24 protein-coding genes and 1 riboswitch are annotated in these 24219 nt (G+C 53.6%); of the genes, 9 read left to right on the top strand and 15 right to left on the bottom strand.

From position 1 onward, the window contains the following. Window positions 1–5: 5 nt before the first annotated feature. Both ACE99V_RS01985 and ACE99V_RS01980 read left to right on the top strand, forming a co-directional pair. Window positions 6–1316, top strand: coding sequence for a YheC/YheD family endospore coat-associated protein (locus tag ACE99V_RS01985; RefSeq protein ID WP_400489462.1), 1311 nt, complete (start codon window positions 6–8; stop codon window positions 1314–1316). Between the two features lie 465 nt (window positions 1317–1781). Beyond that, window positions 1782–2588, top strand: coding sequence for a hypothetical protein (locus ACE99V_RS01980; RefSeq protein WP_400489461.1), 807 nt, complete (start codon window positions 1782–1784; stop codon window positions 2586–2588). Window positions 2589–2644: 56 nt separating this feature from the next. Here ACE99V_RS01980 and ACE99V_RS01975 read toward each other — a convergent pair whose 3' ends face one another. From ACE99V_RS01975 to ACE99V_RS01960, 4 genes are all read right to left on the bottom strand, one after another. After that, window positions 2645–3178 carry a hypothetical protein gene (locus ACE99V_RS01975; RefSeq protein WP_400489460.1) on the bottom strand — a complete coding sequence of 178 codons (534 nt, stop codon included), beginning with the start codon at window positions 3176–3178 and terminating at the stop codon, window positions 2645–2647. A 102-nt stretch (window positions 3179–3280) separates the two neighbouring features. Next, the gene (locus ACE99V_RS01970) at window positions 3281–3841 is read right to left on the bottom strand and encodes a peroxiredoxin (protein ID WP_400489459.1); all 561 of its coding nucleotides are present in this window, start codon (window positions 3839–3841) and stop codon (window positions 3281–3283) included. 47 nt (window positions 3842–3888) lie between these two features. After that, entirely contained in the window at window positions 3889–4137 is a 249-nt protein-coding gene (locus ACE99V_RS01965) for a glutaredoxin family protein (protein ID WP_400489458.1), read from the bottom strand. A 16-nt stretch (window positions 4138–4153) separates the two neighbouring features. Continuing rightward, window positions 4154–5077 carry an NAD(P)/FAD-dependent oxidoreductase gene (locus ACE99V_RS01960; protein WP_400489457.1) on the bottom strand — a complete coding sequence of 308 codons (924 nt, stop codon included), beginning with the start codon at window positions 5075–5077 and terminating at the stop codon, window positions 4154–4156. A 337-nt stretch (window positions 5078–5414) separates the two neighbouring features. On the opposite strand from ACE99V_RS01960, the gene nhaC reads away from it, so the two are divergent. After that, window positions 5415–6761: a Na+/H+ antiporter NhaC gene (nhaC, locus tag ACE99V_RS01955; protein ID WP_400489456.1), complete on the top strand. Its 1347-nt coding sequence runs from the start codon at window positions 5415–5417 to the stop codon at window positions 6759–6761. 50 nt (window positions 6762–6811) lie between these two features. On the opposite strand, the gene ACE99V_RS01950 is transcribed toward nhaC, so the two are convergent. From ACE99V_RS01950 to ACE99V_RS01940, 3 genes are read right to left on the bottom strand one after another with little or no spacing between them, the layout of a single operon-like run. Then, window positions 6812–8026, bottom strand: a complete 1215-nt coding sequence (locus ACE99V_RS01950; RefSeq protein WP_400489455.1) for a sensor domain-containing diguanylate cyclase — start codon at window positions 8024–8026, stop codon at window positions 6812–6814. 25 nt (window positions 8027–8051) lie between these two features. Next, window positions 8052–8384 (bottom strand): DUF3870 domain-containing protein, encoded by a 333-nt coding sequence (locus tag ACE99V_RS01945; protein ID WP_400489454.1) that lies wholly within the window; start codon window positions 8382–8384, stop codon window positions 8052–8054. Window positions 8385–8425: 41 nt separating this feature from the next. Beyond that, entirely contained in the window at window positions 8426–10267 is a 1842-nt protein-coding gene (locus ACE99V_RS01940) for a PAS domain S-box protein (protein ID WP_400489453.1), read from the bottom strand. A gap of 87 nt (window positions 10268–10354) precedes the next feature. Continuing rightward, window positions 10355–10437, bottom strand: a riboswitch (cyclic di-GMP riboswitch). 202 nt (window positions 10438–10639) lie between these two features. Between ACE99V_RS01940 and ACE99V_RS01935 the strand changes: the two genes are divergently transcribed. Genes ACE99V_RS01935 through ACE99V_RS01920 form a run of 4 tightly spaced genes read left to right on the top strand, consistent with a single transcriptional unit; the run spans window position 10640 to window position 14223 of the window. Beyond that, complete coding sequence (locus ACE99V_RS01935) at window positions 10640–12094, top strand: right-handed parallel beta-helix repeat-containing protein (RefSeq protein WP_400489452.1); 1455 nt, start codon at window positions 10640–10642, stop codon at window positions 12092–12094. Further along, window positions 12091–12615, top strand: a complete 525-nt coding sequence (locus ACE99V_RS01930; RefSeq protein ID WP_400489451.1) for a nitrous oxide reductase accessory protein NosL — start codon at window positions 12091–12093, stop codon at window positions 12613–12615. The genes ACE99V_RS01935 and ACE99V_RS01930 overlap by 4 nt, the downstream gene beginning before the upstream one ends. A gap of 17 nt (window positions 12616–12632) precedes the next feature. Beyond that, window positions 12633–13451 (top strand): ABC transporter permease, encoded by an 819-nt coding sequence (locus ACE99V_RS01925; RefSeq protein ID WP_400489450.1) that lies wholly within the window; start codon window positions 12633–12635, stop codon window positions 13449–13451. 13 nt (window positions 13452–13464) lie between these two features. Further along, window positions 13465–14223 carry an ABC transporter ATP-binding protein gene (locus ACE99V_RS01920; RefSeq protein WP_400489534.1) on the top strand — a complete coding sequence of 253 codons (759 nt, stop codon included), beginning with the start codon at window positions 13465–13467 and terminating at the stop codon, window positions 14221–14223. 111 nt (window positions 14224–14334) lie between these two features. Here the strand turns inward: ACE99V_RS01920 and murQ are convergent, their stop codons facing one another. From murQ to ACE99V_RS01890, 6 genes are all read right to left on the bottom strand, one after another. Next, entirely contained in the window at window positions 14335–15237 is a 903-nt protein-coding gene (gene murQ, locus ACE99V_RS01915) for an N-acetylmuramic acid 6-phosphate etherase (RefSeq protein ID WP_400489449.1), read from the bottom strand. A 4-nt stretch (window positions 15238–15241) separates the two neighbouring features. Beyond that, window positions 15242–16204, bottom strand: coding sequence for an N-acetylglucosamine kinase (locus ACE99V_RS01910; protein WP_400489448.1), 963 nt, complete (start codon window positions 16202–16204; stop codon window positions 15242–15244). Then, window positions 16191–16961: a carbohydrate ABC transporter permease gene (locus tag ACE99V_RS01905; RefSeq protein ID WP_400489533.1), complete on the bottom strand. Its 771-nt coding sequence runs from the start codon at window positions 16959–16961 to the stop codon at window positions 16191–16193. The genes ACE99V_RS01910 and ACE99V_RS01905 overlap by 14 nt, the downstream gene beginning before the upstream one ends. A 73-nt stretch (window positions 16962–17034) precedes the next feature. Further along, window positions 17035–17871 (bottom strand): carbohydrate ABC transporter permease, encoded by an 837-nt coding sequence (locus ACE99V_RS01900; RefSeq protein ID WP_400489532.1) that lies wholly within the window; start codon window positions 17869–17871, stop codon window positions 17035–17037. A gap of 177 nt (window positions 17872–18048) precedes the next feature. Next, window positions 18049–19344: an ABC transporter substrate-binding protein gene (locus tag ACE99V_RS01895; protein ID WP_400489447.1), complete on the bottom strand. Its 1296-nt coding sequence runs from the start codon at window positions 19342–19344 to the stop codon at window positions 18049–18051. Window positions 19345–19399: 55 nt separating this feature from the next. Next, window positions 19400–20260 (bottom strand): MurR/RpiR family transcriptional regulator, encoded by an 861-nt coding sequence (locus ACE99V_RS01890; protein ID WP_491624835.1) that lies wholly within the window; start codon window positions 20258–20260, stop codon window positions 19400–19402. 151 nt (window positions 20261–20411) lie between these two features. Here ACE99V_RS01890 and ACE99V_RS01885 point away from each other — a divergent pair, with 151 nt between their 5' ends. Next, window positions 20412–21704 (top strand): amidohydrolase, encoded by a 1293-nt coding sequence (locus tag ACE99V_RS01885; RefSeq protein ID WP_400489446.1) that lies wholly within the window; start codon window positions 20412–20414, stop codon window positions 21702–21704. A 59-nt stretch (window positions 21705–21763) separates the two neighbouring features. Here ACE99V_RS01885 and ACE99V_RS01880 read toward each other — a convergent pair whose 3' ends face one another. Beyond that, window positions 21764–22456: a metal-dependent hydrolase gene (locus ACE99V_RS01880; RefSeq protein WP_400489445.1), complete on the bottom strand. Its 693-nt coding sequence runs from the start codon at window positions 22454–22456 to the stop codon at window positions 21764–21766. 304 nt (window positions 22457–22760) lie between these two features. On the opposite strand from ACE99V_RS01880, the gene ACE99V_RS01875 reads away from it, so the two are divergent. Beyond that, a complete protein-coding gene (locus tag ACE99V_RS01875) occupies window positions 22761–23348 on the top strand; it encodes a DUF3967 domain-containing protein (RefSeq protein WP_400489444.1) in 588 nt (195 codons plus the stop codon). 4 nt (window positions 23349–23352) lie between these two features. Here ACE99V_RS01875 and ACE99V_RS01870 read toward each other — a convergent pair whose 3' ends face one another. Further along, window positions 23353–24219: an ABC transporter ATP-binding protein gene (locus tag ACE99V_RS01870; RefSeq protein ID WP_400489443.1), complete on the bottom strand. Its 867-nt coding sequence runs from the start codon at window positions 24217–24219 to the stop codon at window positions 23353–23355.

The raw sequence follows: 24219 nt of genomic DNA, 5'->3' as shown, positions 1-24219 counted from the left end.
CTTCCATGCCGAAACCCCGCTCCGGGTGGCTCACCATTACTCCCAGTGGCAGATGGTTTTTTCAGGCTTCGCGGCCCTCGGTAATGCTGCGCCCACGCAAGCAGCTGATAGCCAGCCTGGGTCCTTTTTCCAAGAAAAAGCGCCTGTTTCGCGGATTGCCGTCTATCCAGCCGGGACGCATCCGCACAAAGGTTCACTGGAGATTCGTTAACGAGTACCTGAAGCTCGGGCCCATCCTTGGCATCTTGACCATCGGTGACGGATTGTCATTTCTTGGAAACAAAGAGAACTTTAAGGACATCTCCCTTTTCGGAAAAAAACTGGGCGCCCTGGTTTACGTCTTTACCCCGGATGGAATCAACTGGGAGGGGAAAATTGTCCGCGGCTACCTGTACGATGACCAGCAGAACGAATGGATCGAGTCTGTTTTGCCGTTTCCGCACGTAGTCTACAATCGCGTCCCCTCACGAAAAGCGGAGAGCAGTTCCGAAGTGGACGAAACGCTTAATCGGATTGCCCGGTTAAAAAATGTGACGCTGTTTAACCGCCATTTCTTTGATAAACAGTCGCTGTTCTACATGTTGGAGGGACGGCGTGAAGTGGCAAGCTATCTACCGGAGACCAGAAAACTGGATACCCTGGCACGACTGAGAGCGTTTTGTGCCACTTATCCCTTCGTCTATCTGAAACCGGTTCTCGGCAAAGCGGGCCAGGGCATTATGCGGCTGGAATACACAGACCATTACTGGTGCTTGCAGCGGGTACATGAGCAAAAGGTAATCACCCGCCGCTTCTCCACGCTGGAGGGCGTCTGGAAATACATCCGGCAATTGATTCACAGGAAAAAATACATCATCCAGCAAGGCATCCAGTTGGCTTATTACAGGGGAAGACCGTTTGACGTCCGCGTGCTGGTGCAGAAAAACGGCAGGGGCGAATGGGGCGTCACCGGAATTGGCATCCGCCGCGCCGGGGCGCAGAGCATCACCACACACGTTCCGCGCGGCGGCTCCATACAATCCCTGTCAAAAGTGCTGACAACTCTGTTCAAGGAAGAGGCGTACACAATTGAGGAGAATATTAGACGAACCGCGCTGACCATCGCCCGCACGCTAAACGAAGAAATTGACAGCCTGGCCGAAATGTCCATGGACTTGGGCCTGACCAGGGACGGAGAGCTGTGGTTCTTTGAGGCGAATGCCAAACCGGAGAAGTTCGACGAGCCTGCCATTCGGAGGTCGTCGCTGTCCAATCTGATCCGATACGCCCAATTCGTTTCGCGAATTCATGAAGGCAGAGATTCGGCAGTCGTTTGAATGTCAAGAGGGTGTTCGAAGGGAGAGCGTGTCGGGTGAAAATCCGGCACGCTTTCTTGTGGTCCGCTCCGACCTGCTGGCGCTAAGCCACGGACAGGGGAGCACTGCAAAAGTACTCTCTTGGTTTGGATGGGGGGCGGTATTCATTTGCGGAGCGCCTTTGCCAGCCTGCCAGCGTAGAGACGTAGACACGGGGATACTAGGGGGCGTTAGTCTCACTACCTTGTGAAGCCCAGATGTTGAGCCCCCGCCCCGTGGATCGTCTCGGAGCGGACAGATAAGCCCCATAGTGGGCTGGCAACGAAGCGAAGCAAAGAATCGCCTCCGTTTTCCATATAACGGAAGCGTTTTGCAGTGCTCTCCCCGAACAGGGGCTTTTTCTTTTTTGCACGAATACTCTTATTTTCTTCGGGATGAATTGACCGCCAAGTCATGGTAAAAAATGAAATCAGGAGGTGTTCAAATATGACACATTTAATGCAATCACAACAGTATCAACCTTATGCTACCGTAACGAGTCCTCAGTCCTCTGTATTCCAGCCTGGTTTTGCCGGAACCAATGTTCAAGAGGTGCGTGCTCTGAACCAAGGCGGATTCGCCCCTGCAGGATCCGGTACATACGGTGCACCCATGCAGGCTACAGCCGGAATGGGTGGCCTCAACTCCATCTACCAGCCTGGCTTTGCCGGAACCAACGTACAGGAAGTGCGTCAACTGAATGCAAGCTATCCTTCTCCTGCGGCGGCGGGCAGTGTTTTTGGTATGCACACTCCAGCTCCATATCAAGTACAAACGTATGGCGCTCCGGCACAATCCGTCTTCTCCCCAGGTTTTGCCGGAACCAATGTGGAAGAGGTTCGTGCTCGCAACAGCGGAACCTACACCGGTTACAGCGGCGGCATGACTGCGGGGATGAGTACGGGAATGACTGGCAGCATCTTCTCTCCTGGCTTTGCCGGTACCAATCCGCAGGAAGTGCGTCAACTGAATGCAGGCTACCCTTCACCTGCAATGGCAGGCACCGCCTACGGCATGCAGGCTCAACCGCAATACACTGCTCAACTGCAACACACTGCTCAACCGCAATACGCTGCTCAACCGCAATACGCTGCTCAACCGTTCACTACGCAACAGTACGCCAGTCCGATGGCGGGCGGCGTAAACGCTGTCTACCAGCCTAACTTCGCTGGAACCAACACGGCTGAAGTCCGCGCACTCAACTCGGGTCAACCTGCTCCGCACATCGGCTCGATATTCCCTGGAACCTTTTAAAAGACGCCAAAAGTGAACGTGACCGCCCCTCTCAGCGGTCACGTTTTTTCTTTTTCTCAGGAGGCCGTCATGGATCGGTGCTTCATGATCGCTTCATAAAGGCCATGCAAAGCGGCAAGACTGTCTTCATCGACGGTGAACACGATGCCTTCAAACCAGTAGGCGTCCATTTCCACGCAAGCAAGCTGCTGCCCAAAGTGTTCCCATTGTGCCTGCACGCACGCCTCTGTCCGATCCAGCTGTTCCCGCACGGACAAATGCTTTTCCAAAACATCCCGGTACGGCTCCATCACCTCGGTCAGCTGTTTCGTCCCTTCCAATCGCATCAGACGATAGAGAGCCAAATCGATTTGCAGCCAGCAGGTTACGTAAAAGTGGAACTCCAGGAAAAGAGTCGTCAAGGCCTGCTCTACCCGTTCTGATTCTCCGGTTGTACGGTAATTCTCCCACGCTCGGCGGACCTCCGCCTTTTTATCTTGGATCAGCTCATAATGGCTGACAGCGCCGCGGTAAAACTTCCGCACGATATTGAACAGCATTTCCGGCGTTCGTGGCGGCAATCCCCTGTATCGATTTGGCACATTCCGCATGATGCTCTCCCCTTCTTCCATGACAATCTGGCCTCATTGTACAACAGATGGATGCAAAAAGCCCACTGCCATTTCGGCAGCGGGCTGTTGGTTATCGGGAGCTTACAGAGTTTTCATGCCTGGCTTCCAGTTTGCCGGACACAGACCTCCTGCCTGAAGCGCCTGCAGGATGCGCAGCGTCTCGTCCACACTGCGGCCCACGTTCATATCGGTCACGACCTGGTAACGCAGGATGCCATCGGGATCGATGATGAACAGACCGCGGTGCGCGGCACCGGATTCTTCATCGAGTACACCGTAATCGCGTGCCACCTGTTTGGTAATGTCGCTGGCGAGCGGAAATTTCACCTCTCCGATACCGTTTTGCTCGCGAGGCGTGGTAATCCAGGCACGGTGGGTGTGGACGCTGTCTACAGATACGCCCAGCACTTCGCAATCCAATTCCGCGAATTCATCCAGATGATCGCTGAAGGCGGTCACTTCCGTCGGGCAGACGAAGGTAAAGTCAAACGGCCAGAAGAACAAGATGAGCCATTTGCCCTTGTAGTCTGCAAGGCGGGCACGCTCCTCCAGCGTCTCCAGGTTTTTCGTCGTAGCCATATCGAAGTCGGGCGCCGGTTTCCCTACCTGCAGGGTTACTCGATTTGCTGTGTTTGCTGTCATGTGGTTCCTCTCCTTTTTATGTTCCTTTATCCACACAGGGTGTGTGTTTACTCTGCTGCAGCTTCCAGGCTGGCCAGTGCTTTTTTGATGCGGTTGGGATTAAACCCGAGGATTTGCTTGCCGCCGATCAACGTCAGCGGCACCGACATCATCCCGAGACGGCTCAGCTCCTCGCGGTAGGCTTCGTTCTCGTCGATGTTGCGTTCTTCGTACGCGATGTTTTGTTCCTCCAGATAGGATTTCAGCTGCTTGCAAAAACCGCAGTTTGTGCTGGAATAGACGATTGCTTTTGCCATGTTGGTTCTCCCCTTTTTATTTGTATTGCGGGACGATTCTTGCCCGCTTGTTGATGTATTTGTCTACCGCCATTGCAGCGATCGCTCCGTCTGCGGCAGCCACCACCGCCTGCTTGACAGGAGTTTTTCGCACTTCACCCGCTCCGAACACACCGGGGACGGGAGATTGCATGCAGGCGTCCAATACCATAAAACCCTCTTCATCAAGCGGTACCTGATCTTCGAGGAAGTCGGTACCCGGTTTGCTGCCGGAAAGAAAGACGAACACACCATCCACGTCCAGCCGTTCTTCTTTTCCATCTGCCCGACGGACGAGAATGCCCTCTACCTTGTTTTCCCCGAGAATTTCCACGGGTCGGGTGCGCCAGAGCAGATCCGTATGGGGAAGCTCCGGCATTTCCTCCACTCCCTGCAGTTCCGCACGGGGGATGATGAAGTGAATGCGGGCCGCGAACTTGGTCAGGGCCATCACTTCCTCCAACGCTTCTTCGGAGTCGCCGATAACGGCCACTGTTTTGCCCTCGTAAAAAGCGCCGTCACACGTCGCGCACGTGCTTACCCCGCGTCCGAGAAGCCGCTCTTCTCCGGGAAGCAGCCGGTTTCTGCCCTTGGAACCGGTAGCGATGATGACCGCCTTTGATTCAAAGGTGCCGTGAGCCGTGTAGACGCTTTTCACTTCGCCCTCCACATCGACGGCGGTGATCGTCGTCTGGATAAACTCAGCGCCGAATCCCTCCGCCTGACGGCGCATCTTTTCCAGCAGTTCCTTTCCGGTCAGCTCCCCTTCGACGCCGGGATAGTTGGCGATTTTGTGGGTCAAGGCGAGAGCTCCGGAACCGGGTGCCTTGTCGATCACCAGTGTCTTCAACTGGCCGCGGGCAGTGTAGATGGCCGCAGAGGTTCCGGCGGGTCCCGCCCCAACGATGATGACGTCGTACATGATTGCTTCCCCCCTTATTTATTCTTGCTATTAGATTAAAATAATTATCAACTAGGAACAGTTTTCATTATACGTAATAAAAAATAAAAGTCAATATCTTTTTATAATAATTTCAATCTGAAAAACGCAGCTTCGGACAATCCGCTGCAGCGGCTGCTTTTGCTCAGTAGTGAGGGAATTCTTCCGCTAGACCGTATATTTTTCCTATTCCGAATTCATCCGGATCGATTGACGAATCATTTGATTCCGGATACAGTACCCCTATCTCACTTAAACGCACAAAAGCACAAAAGCTTAAAAGCGAAAAAGCAAAAGAATGCAAGAAGGGGCTACAGCTATGGATCGACAACCAACCTTTCAACAGAGCCTGATCATTCTGGGGGCAGTATTTGCTTTGATCCTGCCAGCCATGTTCATATGGAAAGCGGAACCTCACATTCCGCTCTTGCTGGCAGTCGTCATTTCCGCCACGTTATTGAGATGGTCGGGAATAAATTGGAAGAAGATGGAGGAAGGGATTGTCGGCGGCATTCAGTCAGCGGTTGTTCCGATGATGATTCTCTCCTTGATCGGAATCCTCATCGGCGTGTGGATGATGAGCGGGACAGTACCAACCATCCTTGCTTACGGCATTGATCTCCTTTCACCCAATCATTTCGCTCTGAGCACGCTGCTCTTGACAATCGTGGTCTCTTCCCTGACCGGCAGTTCGTTTACCACGGTGAGCACGGTCGGGGTGGCGCTCACGGGTATTGCCGCCGCCATGGGATTGGATCCGTTGATAACGGCTGGAGCAGTGATCTGCGGGGCCTGTTTCGGTGACAAAATGTCGCCGCTCTCCGACACGACCAACTTTGCTTCGGCTGTAGCGGGGGCCGACCTGACCGCACACGTACGCTACATGACCCGAACGACCCTGCCTGCTTTGGGAATTACCTTGCTCTTTTTCGGATGGAAAGACTCATCTCCGGCAGCAGACCTAGCCGCCATCGCAGCCGTGAAAGAGGAGCTGTCTGCGCATTTTACCCTGCATTGGGTGACCTTGCTCTCTCCATTGACAGTCCTCTACTGTTCTCTGAAACGAAAACCGCTGCTTCCGACATTGACGCTGGGCATTCTGACGGGTTTGTTGACAGCTGTTTTCATACAGCAGGAGACTTCTCCCGCTCGCTGGTTACAGGTCATGCAGCATGGATTTGACGAATCGTTTGTCAATCAGACGGTTGCTTCCATCGTCAACCGCGGAGGTCTTCAGTCGATGACCTGGTCGCTCTCGCTGATCCTGATCGCTCTGGCGCTTGGGGGTCTCCTGCAGCACTGCGGCGTTTTTCACTCTCTGTTTTACACCCTTCTGAGAAGCATAAAAAGCAACGGACAGGTCGTCCGGCTGGCCGGCTCTTCCTCGATTCTGGTAAATGCCTTGACCGGTGAGCAATACCTCTCCATCCTCTTGCCCGGCCAGATGTTTCGGGAAGAGTTCGAGCGCAGAGGAATGGCAAACAAACTGCTCTCAAGGACGCTGGAAGATTGCGGAACCCTGGTCAATCCGCTGGTTCCATGGGGGGTGAGCGGCGCGTTTTTCGCCTCCACCCTGCAAGTCCCTGCTGCTGGTTATATCCCTTACGCCATTTTTCTCTGGCTTTCTCCGCTGCTTACTTTTGCATACTCGTATCGGAGGAAATAGCGAGTAAACAGCAAAGTGCCCATGAAGCTGCTTGTTCATGGGCACTTTTATTAAATAGCTGACTGATACAGCGTGATGCAGTTTTTTCCCTTTTTCTTGGATTGATACAAAGCCTCATCGGCAGCCCGCTTCAAGTCGTCGGCCCCGTCGGCATGCTCGGGAAAGCGGGCCACTCCGGCGCTGACGGAAACGGGAATCAACTGATGCTCGAACTGCAGCGGATGCTCTCCCAGATAGTCCATGATCCGCCTGACTTTCTGCTCGGCGTCGACGAGCGAGGAACGGACTGACAGAATCATAAACTCGTCTCCTGCATAGCGGTATGCCGAGTCCGTTCGTTCCATGCACGCTACCATCGCTTCCGCCACTTTCTGAATTAATGCGTCTCCCATATGATGACCGAACTGGTCGTTGACCTCTTTTAAATTGTCCGAGTCCAGCATGATCAGCGTAACTTCCTGGCCGGGTACCGCCAGAAACCGCTCCAAGTCCTGATGAAAGGCGCGGTAGTTTTTGATTTTGGTCAGCTCGTCCTTGATCGACATTTGATAAACCTTGTCGTAGAGCCGGGCCGTTTCAATGGCGCTGGCCACCTGAAAGCCGATGATTTTCAACAGTTCCTCGTGCTCCTGTTTATAGGCGAACTCCTGATAGGATTGGGCGGAAATAACGCCTTTCACCTGGTCTTTAAGCAGCATCGGGACAAAAATGCATGTGTTGGTGTCGTTGTTTGCATCCCCCCAGCGAACATAAGTAAACGGGTCGGACTCGTCGTGGGTGCGAATATGGATGGTTTCCCTGGTTTGGATGACCTTGGAGACAAAGCCGTCTCCGAATTGCAGCGTAACAGGTCCGTACTTGACTCCGTTGTCAATGCCGATCGGGATGCGGATCTGCGCATCATTCTCATCGTAAAACGCGATGAAAAAGGCATCCGTCCGCATCACGCGGGAAACCAGCTCAAATGCTTTCCAGATAATCTGCTCTTCCTCAAAGGTTTTGGTAAACGTCTGCCCGAGATCGTGCAAAATTTTCAAATGTTCGGAAATCCAGAGCATCTGTTTTACTTTTTCGTTTAGTTTGACAATTTCGTTCAGAAGCAGATGGTGCAACCTTGTCTCCTGTTGAGGCAACTCCGCTGCGATATCCTGCGCCAACCGGTTGATCTCGGCATGCTCCAGCGTTTCAATTCGGTTCAGCATGGACCGATACCGAACCAGCAGTTCATTCGAAAATGATTCCATGATGGAAGCTTCTTCGCGCATTCACAACCCTCCGCCCCTGCTCTCTTTATGCTTGTTTTCTCATCTCGTGATAACGATCCACTGCTGCCCGAATGGCCTGCAGAACCGCTCCCTGCCCCGGGGCCAGAAAGCGCTCCTGTATGACCTGGGGAATGTCTCCCAAACCGTCGGCAATGCTTTTCCCGCGGAGCAATCCGGCCAGATAATCACTCGTTTTATCCATCACAAAGGTAAATGAGGCATCGCAAATCTCTTCGTTTTCAACGTCGATAATCAACACGCAGCCCACCATCGTGGACACCTCGTAAAGCGTCGTTCCTTTCGGGATCTGAGCAAAACCCGCCGCGAGAACGGTGTTTTTGTCTGCATAATCTGTCATCAATGCGCACCTCTATCCAGATAAATCCTGATGCCAATCTGTCAATTGGCAGGGATCGTCACTTCCACCACGGTGCCCTCTCCCTGCTTGCTCATCATCCGTACATGCCCCCGGTGATTTTGAATGATCCGGTAGCTGATCATAAGACCAAGCCCTGTCCCTTTTTCCTTGGTGGTATAGAACGGCTCGCCCAGTTTGGGAATCAGCTCCTCGGGGATCCCCACTCCGCTGTCTTCAAAGCGGATGACGACCTGATCACCGTGGCGCCGCACGCCAATGACAATGTCGCCGCCATTTGGCATCGCTTCTATGCTGTTTTTCAGAAAGTTGATAAATGCCTGTTTCAACTGGTTTTCGTCGCAGCAAATTGGGGGGATTTCCGTTTCCAGTATCAGTTGAATCTGCACTTTTTTCAAGATCGCTTCCGTATCAAGCAGAGTCACCACATGCCTCAACAGGTTGGCCAAATCCCTCTCCTTGAACGAGGTGGAATGAGGTTTTGCCAGCACCAGCAGTTCGCTGACAATCAGTTCGATACGGGTTAGTTCTGACGACATGATGGAAAAGTACTCCTGCTTCTCTCTGCCGTCCGTCTGCATCAGCTGCAAAAAGCCTTTCAACGAGGTTAACGGGTTGCGTATTTCATGAGCGATTCCCGCGGCCAATTGTCCGACCAGCGTAAGTTTCTCGGAGTTCTGCAGAAGTTCCTGGGTCCGCTTGCGTTCGGTAATGTCTCGAACGATGACGTGCACCGCCGGCTGATCCTTGTAGATGGTCGCTATGCCTTTCACTTCCACGTCTATGATTTTGCCGTCGAGGCGAATGAACTTCTGCTCAATCAGTTCCACTTCCTCGTCTAGCGTTACTTTTTGCAACTGTTCCATTATCGTATCATGGTAGTCATTCTGAATGAATGAAAACAACGGGCGTCCAACCAGTTCTTCCTTGGAACCGGCGCCCAAGAGCTTCATTCCCGCCTTATTGATGTAGACAATCAGGCCATCACGGCAGATCATGACGGTCTCGGGTGAGTGTTCAACCAGGCGGCGGTAGCGCTTCTCTCTTTTCCTCAGTTCTTCCTCGGCGTTTTTCCGCTCGTGAATATCTCGCGAAATGCCAATAAATTCCCTGATTCTGCCGGTTCGCTCGTCGTGTACACCCTTGCAGGTTGTTTCCACCCACTTGAACTCGCCTGCCTTGGACTTGATCCGGTTGGTGACAGTAAAGATTCGCCCATCGGCAAGCAGCATCTGGTGCAGATCGCTGAGTGCCTGTACATCGTCGGGATGAATAAATTCAAACAAGGAGTGACCCAACAGATCGTCGGGCACATATCCCAAGAGGGGATAGCATGCCGGTGAAGCGTACAGACAAATCCCTTCGGGTGAGAACTTGGTGATCATGTCGGAAGAATGTTCGGCAATCAGGCGATACCGTTCTTCGCTTTCCCGCAGCTTCTCCTTTTTCTGGATATCGTGCGTGATATCTCGGGTAATGGCGTAAACGCCTGCAATCTGGCCGTCGGCGACAATCGGGAAATTCTTTATGTAGACCTCAATGGAGTGACCCTGCTTATGGACGATGGTTGTCTCGTATTCTTGCAGGTTTCCTTCCGCCGCCTGCCGGAAATGATAGAGTGTGGCTTCCAGCATGTTCGGCTCAATAAACTGCACAAAGGACATGGACCGCAATTCCTCCAGCAAATAGCCGGTCAGCTTCTCACACATGGCGTTTCCGCCGAGAAAGCGGCCGTCCAGGTCCAATGCGTACACTGCGTCAGGGTTATGCTCAAAAAGCGAATGGTATAGTTGCTCAATCCCTTGATGCTCTCTGAAAAACTGCTTTCGAAGCCCGAATGTTCTTCTTGCAAGCACGTCACTCATAGTTTCCCTACCCTTCTTCCGGACGCAGAAAATGGCTACTCCTTACACGGAAATAGCCATCGGTCTTTTCAAACAGTGAAAAAACCTTTCGGTAACCCGGCCATCTTAGCGAACACCTTAGACCCGTGGCTTTGCGTCCCCATCTTTCAACGGGTTTGCCTTTTCGAAGAATTTTCGTTTGACAAAATATTTTATTGTAGTTCCTATTATACATCCTATCTTTCCAATTTCAATCAGGCGTTTCCAAATTTTTGCTCGTGATCATCCTCGGCTCCCCCACGCATGGAGTTGTCAAAACAGGAAACGTTACTGATTTCGTCAAATTTACTAGCCCGGTCGAGTCATTTCAAACGGACCGAGAATTGATATTCTGTGAGTGTAGGTATCAAGGCTAAAAACAAGGGGGGAGAAAACCTGTTCAGGAAAGGGAACAACCGCAGCATTCACCGCCTTCTGTTGGTGACAGCGATCGCCGTTTGGACGCTTTCCGGACTCGGGATTGCTACCGCTGCTCCAATATCCTTGCAGGCTATGGTTGATCAGGCAAAGCCAGGCGAAACCATAACCATCCCAGCAGGAAAATATGAAGGACCGATTCGGGTTGAGCATCCCGTCGTTTTACAAGCGCAGGGTACAGTTGAGATCATCAGTACCGGCAGTGAGAGCGTCATGACCATCCTCTCCGATCGCGTCACGGTTCGGGGCATTCATATCGTGGACACCCGTTTGAACGGATCCAATGCGTCTCTGGTCGTCAAGGGGAGCCATAATGTCTTGGAGCGCATTACGATTGAAACGATGGGGACAGGAATCCAGCTGCGGGATGCGCACGACAATACCTTGCGGGAGCTGCGTGTGGTGGGAAAAGTGGAAGACAGTGAGCAACCCTACTATAGCGGAGGGCACAATCACGGCGATCAGGCAAACCCGACAGGGAAAGACGCGGCAAAACGTCTGGTGGATCCGGTCAAAAAAGGAAACGGCATTGATTTGGACCAGTCCCATCGGAACCGGATTGTGTCCAGCAGCGTTGACAACATGTTTGACGGAATTTATTTGGAGAATAGTAATTTTAACTATATCGAAAACAATCGCGTGGAAAGATCCCGCTACGGCTATCACTTTATGGGTGTGGAAAACATGTGGTTACTGCACAATACGGGGAGCCAAAACGTGACGGGAGCCATGCTGATGGAAACGACGAAAGCTGTGGTGCGCGACAACCGTTTTGTCAAACAGAGCGATAATCCCAACTCCCAGGGAATCCTCCTGTTTGATGTCACGGACTCGCAGATCGTAAGCAACAGGATCGAGGGAAATCGCGTTGGCATGTATGTGGAAAAATCCAGCGGCAACCGCTTTCTGGGGAACCAAATCAAACAGAACTTTATCGGCATGCAGGTAAGAGAATCGTCGGAAAATGTCGTGACGAAAAACGATTTTGTTTCCAACGTCATTCAAGCCCAAGCCCAAGACAGCAAGAACAACAAGCTGGACGGCAACTACTGGGATAACATGCAGGGCATCGATCTGGATGAAGACGGTCAAAGCAATCTCCCGTACGAAATGAATCCGTTCTTCCTGGCCTTGACCGAAGCAGTACCGCCGTATCAACTGTTCTTTCAAGCCCCCGGATTTGTTTTTTTGGAAGGGTTGTTTACTACCGGTTCGGGGACGACGATCAGGGACGAGGCCCCGTTGATGAGACCGGCATTGGCGCAAATGGAGAGCCCAGAGCCGGTCCAGCATGTAGAGCTACTCGGACTCAGTACGCTGTTGATCTTGGGAACCTGTTTAAACATGTATGTAGGGGTGAGAAGGAAATGAAAAAACTGTGGATGGTGTTCGTAGCGCTGATGACCATTTCCGTACTGATGGCGGGATGCGGCAAGCAAGAGGCACAGCCGGTTGACATAGCGGAGGGCGTTGATAAATGTGAAGTATGTCACATGCACATTGCCAATGACCATCATGCGACGGAAATCGTGCTAAAAGACGGAAAAACGTTGAAATTTGATGATATCGGGTGCATGTATCGCTGGTTGAAGGAAAACGGCAAAGAACAGGTGGATGTTCAGTTTGTTCGTGATTATTACTCACAGGAGTGGGTAAAAGCGGAAAATGGCGCTTATGCCTATGACAAAAGCTTTAAGACACCAATGGGCTACGGAATTTACTCGTTCAAAGACAAATCAACTGCAGAATCGTTTGTAAAAGAACAACATGCCGGCGTGATCATGACTTCCCAGGAGTTGGACAGCCATAGCTTTGAAAGCAGTATGAAGATGCATAAACAGGGGCACGATGGCGGACACAAAAGCTCTGAGCAGCAAAGCACGCACAAATAGTGGAGGAAGTGGCGGGCATGCACGTAGATAAAATCGCAAAACGCGAGGTCAAAATCGGGTTTCGCAACCCATGGGCGTATTCATTTATGGCCCTTTTTTCTTTGTTCACTCTGGCCTTGTTGATCATCCAATCCCAGTCTTACATGGAGGGATACACGTACACAACCGGGAGCATGCTCAATTTGATCCTGTATCTGCTTCCATTGATGACGATGCTGCTCGGCTCTTTTTCCGTTACGGCAGAAAAAGAAGAGGGGAGCTGGCAACTCTTGTCCACCTACTCGCTTACATCGGGGGCGTTTATGTGGGGAAAGTATATCGGACTGGCTGTGGTGCTTGTTTCAATCGTCTGTTTCGGATATGGTTTTTCCGGCCTGATCGGTGTGCTGATCGGGAAAAGCTTTACCGTCTCCGCTCTGCTGTTTTTTCTATTCTTCTCTGTCTGTATCGTCTTGCTGTTTCTTGGCATCGCTCTGATTGTCGGGGCACTTAGCGGCAACCGGTGGCAGGCGCTAACAGTTGGTGTCAGCATCTGGTTTTTCTTTATTCTTGCCTGGCCTTCCTTGCTGATTTCTGTGTTGAGTTTTCTTCCGTACACATGGATAAAACCGGCAATTCAGATCTTGACGTGCTTGAATCCGGCGGAGTTTGTGCGTCTCTTTTCCGTTGTCAAATTGGGAGGAGGCTCAATCTTTGGGCCGGAATACTACCAGTGGATCAACTGGATTGACAGCCCTATGGGAATCATTTGGTTTATCAACCTTTGCACAATTTGGATCGTCGGTTCGATGGCGCTCGCGATTTTTTCCTGGGAAAGAAGGCGATACCGTGACTAAAGCCGGACTGGAAATGATACAGGTAGGAAAGGTGATAAAAGGAAGAACGATTGTGCATCCGTTTGACTTACGGATTGAACCGGGACAGGTAGTCGCCCTTTGTGGCGGAAACGGGGCCGGTAAAAGCACGATCCTGCGAATGATCGTGGGGATTACCCAACCCTCATCAGGGACAATAGAGCTAAACGGCCTAGACTGGAAGCGGCGTCGTGTCGAATACCTCAGTCAGATCGGTTATATGCCGGACCATTTCAATTTTTCTGCCGGACTGACCGCCAGCGAGACCATTCGATTTTATGCCTCTTTGCGCGGTCGAACGGCGTCGGAAGCAGATATGGCGTTGCGTGCAGTTGGACTGGAGGAAGCTCGGAACAAGCGAGTCTCCGTCTTTTCCAAGGGAATGCAGCAGCGACTGCTGTTTGCTCAAGCCATTTTGGCTGATCCGGCGCTGGTTGTACTGGACGAGCCGACCAACGGGCTGGATCCTTACTGGATGGAGGCGTTTGTAGACCTGGTGAAAGAGATAAAAATGAAGGGACGATCAGTCATCTTCTCCACCCATCACTTGCAAGTTGCCGAAGCGGTAGCAGACCGGGCTGTTTTCCTGATGAACGGACAAATCGCCCGCTCCGCTACAATCGATGAGTACCGGGCGGAATACGGGGCGATGGGATTACACGGTGCGTTCTCCGCCCTGTTTACAAGGCAGCAGAATCCCGAGGAGAAACATGAGGGGAAAGCGTCTGTAAAGATCAACATAAGAAGCCGTTAGAACCTGCACGGGAAGAAGTGCTCGTGGGATCGGTGCCTGTCACCACCCGGCCACCCGAAAATAAACAGCAGCCGGGCTCAATCCAGCCTGGGCTGCTGTTTTCCTGTAGAGCTACGACCGCTCAATGGCGCTGCGCACGTTACCGCCCACGCTGATCAGCAAATCAGCCGCCTTTTCCGCTGACAAGCCTGTTTTTTGCATCACGATGGCAACGCTCACGTCTCCCCCTGCTGCCGTAAGCAACTGCTCCGCTTCTGCATGGGAGACGCCGGTCACTTCCTTGACGATGTGCCTGGCCCGTTCCTTCAGCTTTTCGTTGGTGGCCTGAACGTTTACCATCAGGTTCCGATACACCTTTCCCAAATGAACCATGCTGGCCGTCGTCAGCATGTTGAGCACCATTTTCGTAGCAGTCCCCGCTTTCAGGCGGGTGGAACCTGTGACTACTTCCGGCCCCACTACGACATTGATGGCCACGTCCACGATTTCGCTCATTTTTGAGGCGGGGTTGCAGGTTAGGGAAATGGTCGCCGCCTTTTGCGTTTTTGCTTCCTGCAACGCGCCTGAAACGTACGGAGTTCTTCCGCTCGCGGAGATGCCCACGACCACGTCCCCTGCCTGCACGCCATACCGCCCAACGTCTTCCCTGCCCAGCCGGGAAGAGTCTTCCGCTCCTTCAATGGCCTGAAGCAAAGCAGCTGCTCCGCCGGCGATCACCCCCTGAACGAGCTTCGGGTCTGTGCCATAAGTGGGCGGGCATTCGGCTGCGTCGAGAACGCCCAGTCTTCCGCTGGTCCCCGCGCCGAAGTAAAAGAGCCGTCCGCCCTTTTCCAGCGCGCCGGCAATCAGGTTGACGGCTCTCGCCACCTCTGGAAGCACCTTTTCCACCGCATGAGCCACTTTTTTATCTTCCTCGTTCATCAGCGTCACGATTTCCAGGCTGGACATCTGGTCCAAGCGTCCGCTCGCCTCGTTGCGCATTTCCGTTGTCAGTTCATGCAAATTTTCCCCCACGGTTTCACCCTCTTCTCTTCCAGCTCTGCGTCAAGTTCGCCCGAATCAAATCCGATACCGCAATCCCGGACCGCTCAAGCGCAAGCACCAAACAACCGACCACGGGAGGAACGACGGGGATCACGGTGTCGAACAGAGAAGCGGCCCTAACCTGTTGACGCAGCAGCGTATCGGAAGCGAGCAGCCCTCCCGCCAATACGACAGGCAGCGGTTCCTTCGTCTTAGCCCGACAGGTATTGGCCAGTTCCACCAATGCTTCCGCTGCCCGATCCACGAGCGAGAGCGCCACTTCGTCCCCCCGTTTTGCCGCCGTTTCGACGAGAACGCTTGCTTCGGCCAGCTCCTTTCGCGGATTGGCGGCACCGTACAAACGATGTATCACTTCTTCCGCGCTGTCGATGGCGTAATGGGAAAGCAGCAGCTCCGTCAGCATCGTCCGCTTCCCTCTGCCGTCAAACTCCCGCATGACCGCGCTGACTGCCTGTCTTCCCAAATCAAAGCCGCTGCCCTCGTCACCCACCAGATAGCCCCAGCCGCCGACGCGATAGCGCCTGCCACTGCCGGAGAGTCCGTAGGCAATGGAACCGGTGCCGGCAATCAGCACGACCCCTGGAGCGCCCCATGTACCGGAGAACAGTGCCGGAATGGCGTCATTGTCCACGTGCAGTTTGTCCAGAAAGTCGTATTCAAACGCGGTCAGGATCAGTCGTTTTACCTGAGGGCGATCCGCTCCCGCGAGCCCAAACAGGATCGCATCAATCTCATCCCGGACGGCTCCCGCCTGACGAATGACCTGCTCGATCAGCCGGCGCAGCGTTTGTTCCACCTCGTCCCAGGGACGGGAGAGGACATTGGACGCATCTGCCACCGCGTGAGCCAGAATCTGTCCCTGGTTGCAGCATAGGGCAGCCGTTGTTTTGGTGCCGCCTCCGTCAATGCCGATGAAAAAGCGTTTATTTGACCGCACCGGCCGTCAGCCCTTCCATAAATTGTTTGGACGCCAGCAGAAAGACGACGATCATCGGCAAAGCAGAGAGGGTCAGTCCCGCAAAAAGCATGCTCCAATCCGCTTCATACTCTCCAAACAGCGACAGCATGCCCACCGGTATCGTCTTCAGCGATTCTTCCTGAATGAAGATCAGCGGGAAGAAAAAGTCATTCCAGGCCTGGATAAAGTTGATGATCATCACCGTACCCAGCGCCGGACGAATCAGCGGCAGCAGCACCCGCCAAAACACCTGAAAGTTGTTGCAGCCATCGATGCGAGCTGCTTCTTCCAACTCCACCGGCAGCGTCCGGAAGAACCCGGTCAGGATAAAGACGGAGATGGGAATGCCGCTGGCCGTATAGACCATGATCAGCGACCAGAGAGAGTTGAGCAGACCCAGCTCTTTCATCAAGAGAAAGAGCGGGACAATCCCCAGCTTGATCGGGATCATCAGCCCCAGCAGGAAAAAGAAATAGAGCAGTCCGTTCCACCTGAAGGAAAAGCGGGCGATGTAAAAAGCAGCCATCGACGATACCAGCAAAATCAACACAACGGATCCCGCGCTGACCAGCATGCTGTTCACCAGGAAATCGGTGATGGGTACCGCCTCCCACAGCTTCCGGTACGGGGCGAGGCTGAGCGAGCCCGGCAGAGCCAAGGGATTGGACAGGATCTCCGCGTTTGTTTTCAAGGACGACATGATCATGAGAAAGACCGGGTAGACGGCAACCAGCATGAACAAATAGGCAAAGAGATATTGCAAGGAACGCGTTTTGACGCTCGTTTTCACTCTGACCCCCCCATCTTCTCTAGTGCTGCACTTCTTTCTTTCTCATCAGGTACAGGGATACCGCAGAAACGGAAGCGACAATCGCAAACAATACAACCGCCAGTGCCGATCCCAGGCCGATGGAGACAGAGTCTGCTCCCGCACCGCCGAATGCGAGCCGATAGAAATACACCGCCATGGTGTCCGTCGAGTAATACGGTTCCCCCATGGAACCCTGCATGGCGTAGACCAGTTCAAATGCCTCAAACGCCTGAATAAACGTGAGCACGGTCATGATCGTGATCGCCGGCATGCACATCGGCATGATGATCCTCAGCAAAAGTGTAAGCCCGCTGGCCCCGTCCAAGCGCGCCGCCTCGATTACCTCTTCGGGAATGGACTGCAGCCCGGCAAGGAAAATCAGCACGGCAAACCCGATTCCAAACCAGCAGTTGACCAATATGATGGACAACAGAGCCGTATCCGGGTCACCCAGCCACGGCTTCGCCCACTCCTTTAGACCAAGCTTCGTTAACAGCGTGTTGAGCGCGCCGAAGTTGGGATTAAGAATCAGCTTCCACAAAAACCCGACGATGATGACCGACAGCAGACGCGGAAAAAAATATGCCGTCTTCAATAGCTCAGAGCCCTTGATTTTCCGATAGATGATATAGGCAAGGGCAAAGGCGATGCCGTTTTGTACGACAAGTTCAACCAGGAAGTATTTGACATTATGTCCGAAGGCGTTCCAGAACATTTTGTTGAACGGCTCCGTCTGAAACAGCGTGACAAAGTTCTTGAGCCCGACAAAGCTCCCTCGGGCGATTCCCTGCCAATCGTACAGACTGTAGGTAAACGCCGAGAAAATCGGATACATCACAAAGAGCGCGTAGATGATCAGCGCCGGCAGGGGGAATAGGTGGATGAGCCATCGCGAAGGGCCGTTTTTATTTGCTTTTTCCGTCTTGATCGTGTCCAAGGCGGCTCACCCCCTTTCTCAGTTGAATAGGAAGGGAGTAAAACAGTTTTGGTGTCTTACTCCCTTTTTCTGTGATTATTTTTTAAACGGAGCGAACCAGCTTTCCGCAGATTTCTGTACCTCCTGGGCCACCTGCTCTGGAGTCAGCTGTCCGAGGTACATCCCTTGCAGCGCGTTTTCCAGCGTTTGCTTGGTGGTCGGCTTGCCTTCGTTGAAGTTTACGACCATCAGGTACGGGGTGGAACTGGAGCCTGAAAGCTGCGCCATTTTGTTCACCAGCGGATCGCTTGCGGAGACATTGGGGACGGCGCTGATGCGTTTGAACTCGTTGGCAAACAGCTCACCAAACTTCGCAGAAGCCATGAATTCCATGAATTTGAGGGCTTCCGCCTTGTGTTTTGACTTGGCGTTTACGCCGTAGGAACCGTCCACCCAGGTCGTCAGCACTTGTTTGCCTTCGTCTGTCGGCATCGGGAAGAAATCAAGCGCGAGATCCGGATTCAGCTTTTTGATGCCTTCCAGTTCAAACGATCCGTTGATGAACATCGCCGCTTTTTCCGTGGCAAACATCGCGCGCAGATCGTTCAATTCCAATCCGGTGAAATTGTTCGGGAAATACGGCGTCAATTCGTTCATACGCGCAAGCGACTTCTTGAATTCAGGACTGTCGAAGCTGGTTTCACCCTTCAACAGCTTTTCTACCCAGGCGTTTCCGTTGTAGGTCCCCGGTGCAATAACACCGTGGCTAAGCGACAACAGCCAGCCTTCTTTCGATCCGAACGCAAACGGTGTGATGCCCTTCTCTTTCAGCGTTTTTGCGGTGGCGATCAGCTCATCCCAGCTCTTCGGCTCCTGCAATCCGTTTTGCTCAAAGATTTTTTTGTTGTAGTAAATCTGGGTAGAGTTGAGCGAGAGGGGGACGCCGTATACTTTTCCGTCCTTTGCCGTAGCTGCCGCCAGAACGTCCTTGGAGAAGCTGCTGATTCCGGACACGCTGTCCAGCGGTTCCAGATGTCCCGCTTCAGCCAATGCCATGCCGGTAGCGTACGGACGCAGCTGCATGATGTCCGGTCCGCTGTCGCTCTGCAGCGCCGTATTCAGAATCGTGTTGTACTCGGTTGCCTTGAACGGCTTAAACTCGATTTTGATGCCGGGATTTTCCGCTTCGAATGCCTTGATCACCTTGGCGTAGCCTTCCGTGTCTTCCACGCGCCAGCTGTGCATCTGCAGTACGACCTGATCCTTCGTGTTACCCCCCTGCTGTCCCTGACCCTCACCCGGGTTCGACGATTTGCCTCCGCCGCATGCCGTCAGCGCTACCGATGCGAAAAGCAGCACGGCCGCCAACCGATTCCGCTTGAACATTTTCATTGGTTACTCATCCCCCTTCTCTATACCAGACTCAAACAGTTGAGTCATGATAGTGTCACTTGTCCGTGGAGCGCTTCGTCCGGCTGACGGCCAGACGCGTCTTCTCCAGGACAGGGATAACGTCCGCCTGTCTTCTGCTGATGATGGTAATAAACAAGATGTCGATGACGTTCAGCTGCGCGATACGCGAAGCCATTGCCCCGCTGCGAATGCTCTTTTCCACGGAACTGGTGTGGAGGCGGATATCCGCCAGATCGGCGACCGGAGAGGAGCCGAACTTGGTCAGGGTAATGATCGTTGCCCCCTGCTGCTTGGCTTCGGTCAGCGATTGAATGACGTCCTCGGTCTGCCCCGAGTAGGAAATGCCGAATGCTACATCCTGATCCGTCAGGCTGACGGCGGAGGTAAGCTGGGCATGGAAATCGCTGTAGGCGTCGCACCACAAATTGATGCGGGAAAATTTCTGCTTCACGTCAGAAGCGATGACGGCCGATGCCCCGACACCGTAAACATCGATCTTTCTTGCCCGGGACATCGCCTCAGCCGCACGCTCCACCTCTTCTCTGGACAGCACCGACAGCGTATCCTGAATGGACTGGATGTTGTTCCAGCTGACCGCCTGCATGATGGATTCAATAGAGCCCTCCATCATGATTTCCTGATAGCTTCCTGTCGCCGTCTGCTTGTTCAAATCGCCGGCGATTCGCAGCTTCAGCTCCTGATACCCTTTCATGTTCAGCGACCTGGCCAGGCGGATGATGGTCGCTTCCGACACTCCGCTCAGCTCGGCCAGTTTTTGTACCGACAGTTTTACCACGTCTTGGGGGTGGGCCAGGATATAATCGGCTACTTTCCGCTCAGACGGCTTCAACTCGTCCAGAATTGCCTGTAAGCTGACGAGACCTCCATTTAGCATTGTTGACACCGCTTTCATTCCAATTCTTACCTTCTATTTTAGGAAGCATTATTTCTTTCGTCAATTGCAAATTATTAAATAATATTTCAGTTGACCTTGCCGCTGCGTCAAGGCTTACACTTCTTCTCACAGCCTGAAGAGGAGGATATGCATGAAGACTCGATTAATAAAAGGTGCGAGAATCTTGACAATGTGCACAGGGCAGGAGCCGTTCGTCGGCGACCTGCTGATCCGGGGAGAAAGGATTGAGGCCGTCGCACCCGTCATCGACAGTCCGGCAGACGAAGTGATCGACGCCCGTCACATGGCGGCCATGCCCGGATTGATCAACGCCCACAACCACACGCCGATGTCGCTTTTGCGCGGTTTTTCCGACGACCTGAAGCTGATGGACTGGCTGGAGAAAAAAATGCTCCCCGCCGAATCGAGAATGAACGAAGAAGACGTCTACTGGGGAGCGCTGCTGGCCATCACAGAGATGATTCAGTCCGGAACCACCTCGTTTGCCGACATGTACATCCACATGGATGCCGTGGGCCAGGCGGTTTTGGACAGCGGCATGCGCGCTTCGCTGACGCGAGGTTTGGTCTTTTTCGAGGACGACGGGGGGAAGCGGATGCAGGAAGCAATCGATCTGGTGGACAAATGGAGCGGTTCGGGTGACGGCCGGATCACCACGATGTTTGGACCGCATGCGCCCTACACCTGCCCGCCGGAACCGCTGTCAGAGGTGATCGCCCTGGCTCGTCAGCGCAGGGTGCCGATCCACATTCACCTGGCGGAAACAAAGGAAGAGGTAGTGAAAATCCGCGACAAATACAACCAGACGCCGACCGAATACCTCTACCATCTCGGACTGTTTGAACACAACCACGTACTCCTGGCCCACAGCGTCCACCTGACGCGGAAAGATATCGGTTACCTGCGGGGGATGAGGGGCGGCGTGGCCCACAATCCTGTCAGCAACCTGAAACTGGGCTGCGGAATCTCGCCAGTGACTGACTTCCATCAGCAGGGCATCGCCGTCGGGCTGGGCACGGACGGCGCGGGCAGCGCCACCACGCTGGACATGTTTGCCGAGATCAAGGCGGCTACCTGGCTGCAAAAGCTGGACTACGGAGATCCTACCCGGCTGCCGGCAGAGCATGCCCTGCGGATGGCAACAATCGAAAGCGCAAAGCTGCTCGGCATCGACCATGAGGTGGGAACGCTTGTGGCAGGGAAAAAGGCGGACGTCATTCTGCTCGATCTGAACAAGCCCCACCTGCAGCCTGCCCACAACCTGTATTCACTCCTCGCCTACAGTGCAACCGGCGCTGACGTCGATACCGTCATCATCAACGGACAGACGGTAATGCGAAACCGCCAGCTGTTGACCCTCTCTGTCGAGGACGTGCTCAGCCAAGCGGCAAAGCGGGCCGCCCGCCTTGTGGAGGGACTGTAAAGACACAAAAAACACAGCCGATTCCTTCTCGGGTCAGCTGTGTTTTCTTTTCCTGTTCGTTACAGGCGGATGACCTCGCCGGGTTTCATGGCTTTCCCTTCGATGTGCTTGGAGGCGAGCCGGGCGACAAATGCATCCCCGTCCTGTTGAATCGGGGGGAACGTATTGTAGTGAATCGGCACGACAAGCTTTGGTTTCACCCATTCGGCTGCCGTAACCGCGTCGTCTGGCCCCATGGTGAAGACGTCGCCGATCGGCAGAAACGCAACGTCAATCGGATTGAGGTCTCCGATCAGCTTCATATCGCCAAACAAGCCGGTATCTCCCGCGTGGTAGAGGGTCTTGCCGCCGATGGTGACGAGAAAACCGCCGGGCATCCCCATGTATACGATTTGCTGTTGATCATCCAAGATCACGCCGGAGCTGTGGAACGCTTGTGTCATCTTTACCCGGCCGAATGGAAAAGCAGCCGAGCCGCCCAGATTGAGCGCCATCACCTTCGCTCCCTGCCAGCTGAGGTAGTTGGCCAGCTCCCAGGTCGCCACGATTGTGGCGTCGTTTTGTTTGGCCAGCTCCACGGCATCCAGGATGTGATCCTGATGTCCGTGCGTCAGCAGTATGTACTGTACCTGAATGTCGGCCACTCGGGTAGTTGCTTGCGGATTCCCGGAAAGAAACGGGTCAATGATGAGGGAATGTCCTTCACTTGTGATCTGTACGCAGGAATGACCGTGATACTGAATCTCCAGCATGGGATCTACCTCGCTTTCTATCGGTTTCAATTACGTTCGGTACAAAATAGATTATACCACACGGATGGAAGATTCAGGAACAAATTGCCAGCCCGAGCGATTCTCCTGGCTGCAAGGCGCACACGTCCAATTGTTACAGGCGCTTGCTCCCAGCAACAGGTTTTTCATGTCAGAAACCTCCTAATGACGACGATTGGTGCTAGAAAATGTCGCACGGTTACAGACAGGAGTTTCCCTGCCCTTACAGAAAGGCTATAAGAGAATGATTCCACAGCCTGGAACGTATTGCAAAGGGGGAACGGTGATGAGGGAAAACATGGTGATTGAGTTGGTTGCCAGGGAAAAAACCTACTCCAGCCGCGAACTGGCAGAGTCGCTGGGTATCGGCGGAAGCACGCTTCGCAAATGGTGCATGCTGCTGGAACAGCACGGATACCGGTTCCAGCGCGACGCCCAAAACCGCCGGGAATTTCGTCAGGCAGACGCCTCCGCCCTGAGAACGTTCCAGAAACTGACCAAGCAGCAGATGATGCCTCTGGAAGAAGCGGCTGCCCTCATCATCAAGCGCACAGGTACTCGGGTGCAGACAGAAACGCGGCTGGCTACAGCAGCGGCACTAGCCCCGCGTACTGCTGCCGCGCCCCGTTACGATCTGTTGGAAGAAAAGGTAACCGCGCTTGCCCAGCACATCCAGAAGCAGGACTCCTTTCACCTGGCCCTGATGGAGAGGCTGGAAAAACAGGAAAAATACATCAGCATCAATTTAAAGGAACGGGATCGCCGTTTGACCAAGGCGATGAACGACATCCTCGAAACCAAGGTGCAGCTGGCCAAACTGAAGGACGAACAGCGCAAGAAATCCTTTTGGCACCGGCTTTTTTCCATCCACTGACGGATCAGGTGCGCGGATGCGGCGGCAAAAGCAAAATAAGTCCGTCCTCCAGTTCGATCCGCAGCTTGCCGTCCGCTCCGATCGCCTGCAGGTATTCGCGGGGAATCTGCAGCCGTCCGGCCTGGTCCAGTACGGCCAGCTCTTCGTGTTCCTGCGGCTCCTCACCCGTTTCCAGTTCCTCCGTGTGTTCGGCCTTTCGCCGCAGCAGCTCGCTGGAAGTCTTTCCGTCGCGAATGGCGATGACCCGGTCCACTTTGCGGGCCAACTGCATGTCATGGGTCACGATGACGACGGTCAATCCCAATGTGCGGTTCAGTTCCTGAAAAATGTCCAAGATCATGGCCGCCGTTTTGGTATCCACACTTCCCGTTGGCTCGTCCGCCAGCAGCAGCTTCGGTTGATTGGCCAGCGCAATGGCGATGGCGACACGCTGCTGCTCGCCCCCTGACAGCTGGTTCAATTGATTCTTCATGCGATGACCCAGCCCCACCATCTCCAACAGTTCCTTGGCGCGCTCCCGCTTGCGCTTGCCGCCGAGCAGCATCGGCAGCTCCACGTTTTGCAGAGCCGTGAGGTACGGAATCAGATTGCGTGCGTTGTTTTGCCAGACAAAGCCGACCGTTCGCAGCTTGTACTCCACCAGTTCGGCGGTGGACAGGCGAAACAGGTCCTTGCCGTCCACAAACAGCTTGCCCGCGGATGGTCGATCCAGTCCGCCCAGCATGTTCAGCAGCGTGGATTTGCCGCTGCCGCTGTTCCCGATGATCCCCATCAGTTCCCCGGACTCCACCTTCAGATCCAATCCCTGCAAAGCAACTACTTCCAAATCGGCTGCCTTGTAAATTTTCACCAGATTTTCACAGACGATCAT

It is taken from the genome of Brevibacillus soli, assembly GCF_044759095.2.
Lineage (GTDB): Bacteria > Bacillota > Bacilli > Brevibacillales > Brevibacillaceae > JBIYSM02.
This window is presented reverse-complemented; position numbering and strand designations above follow the sequence as displayed.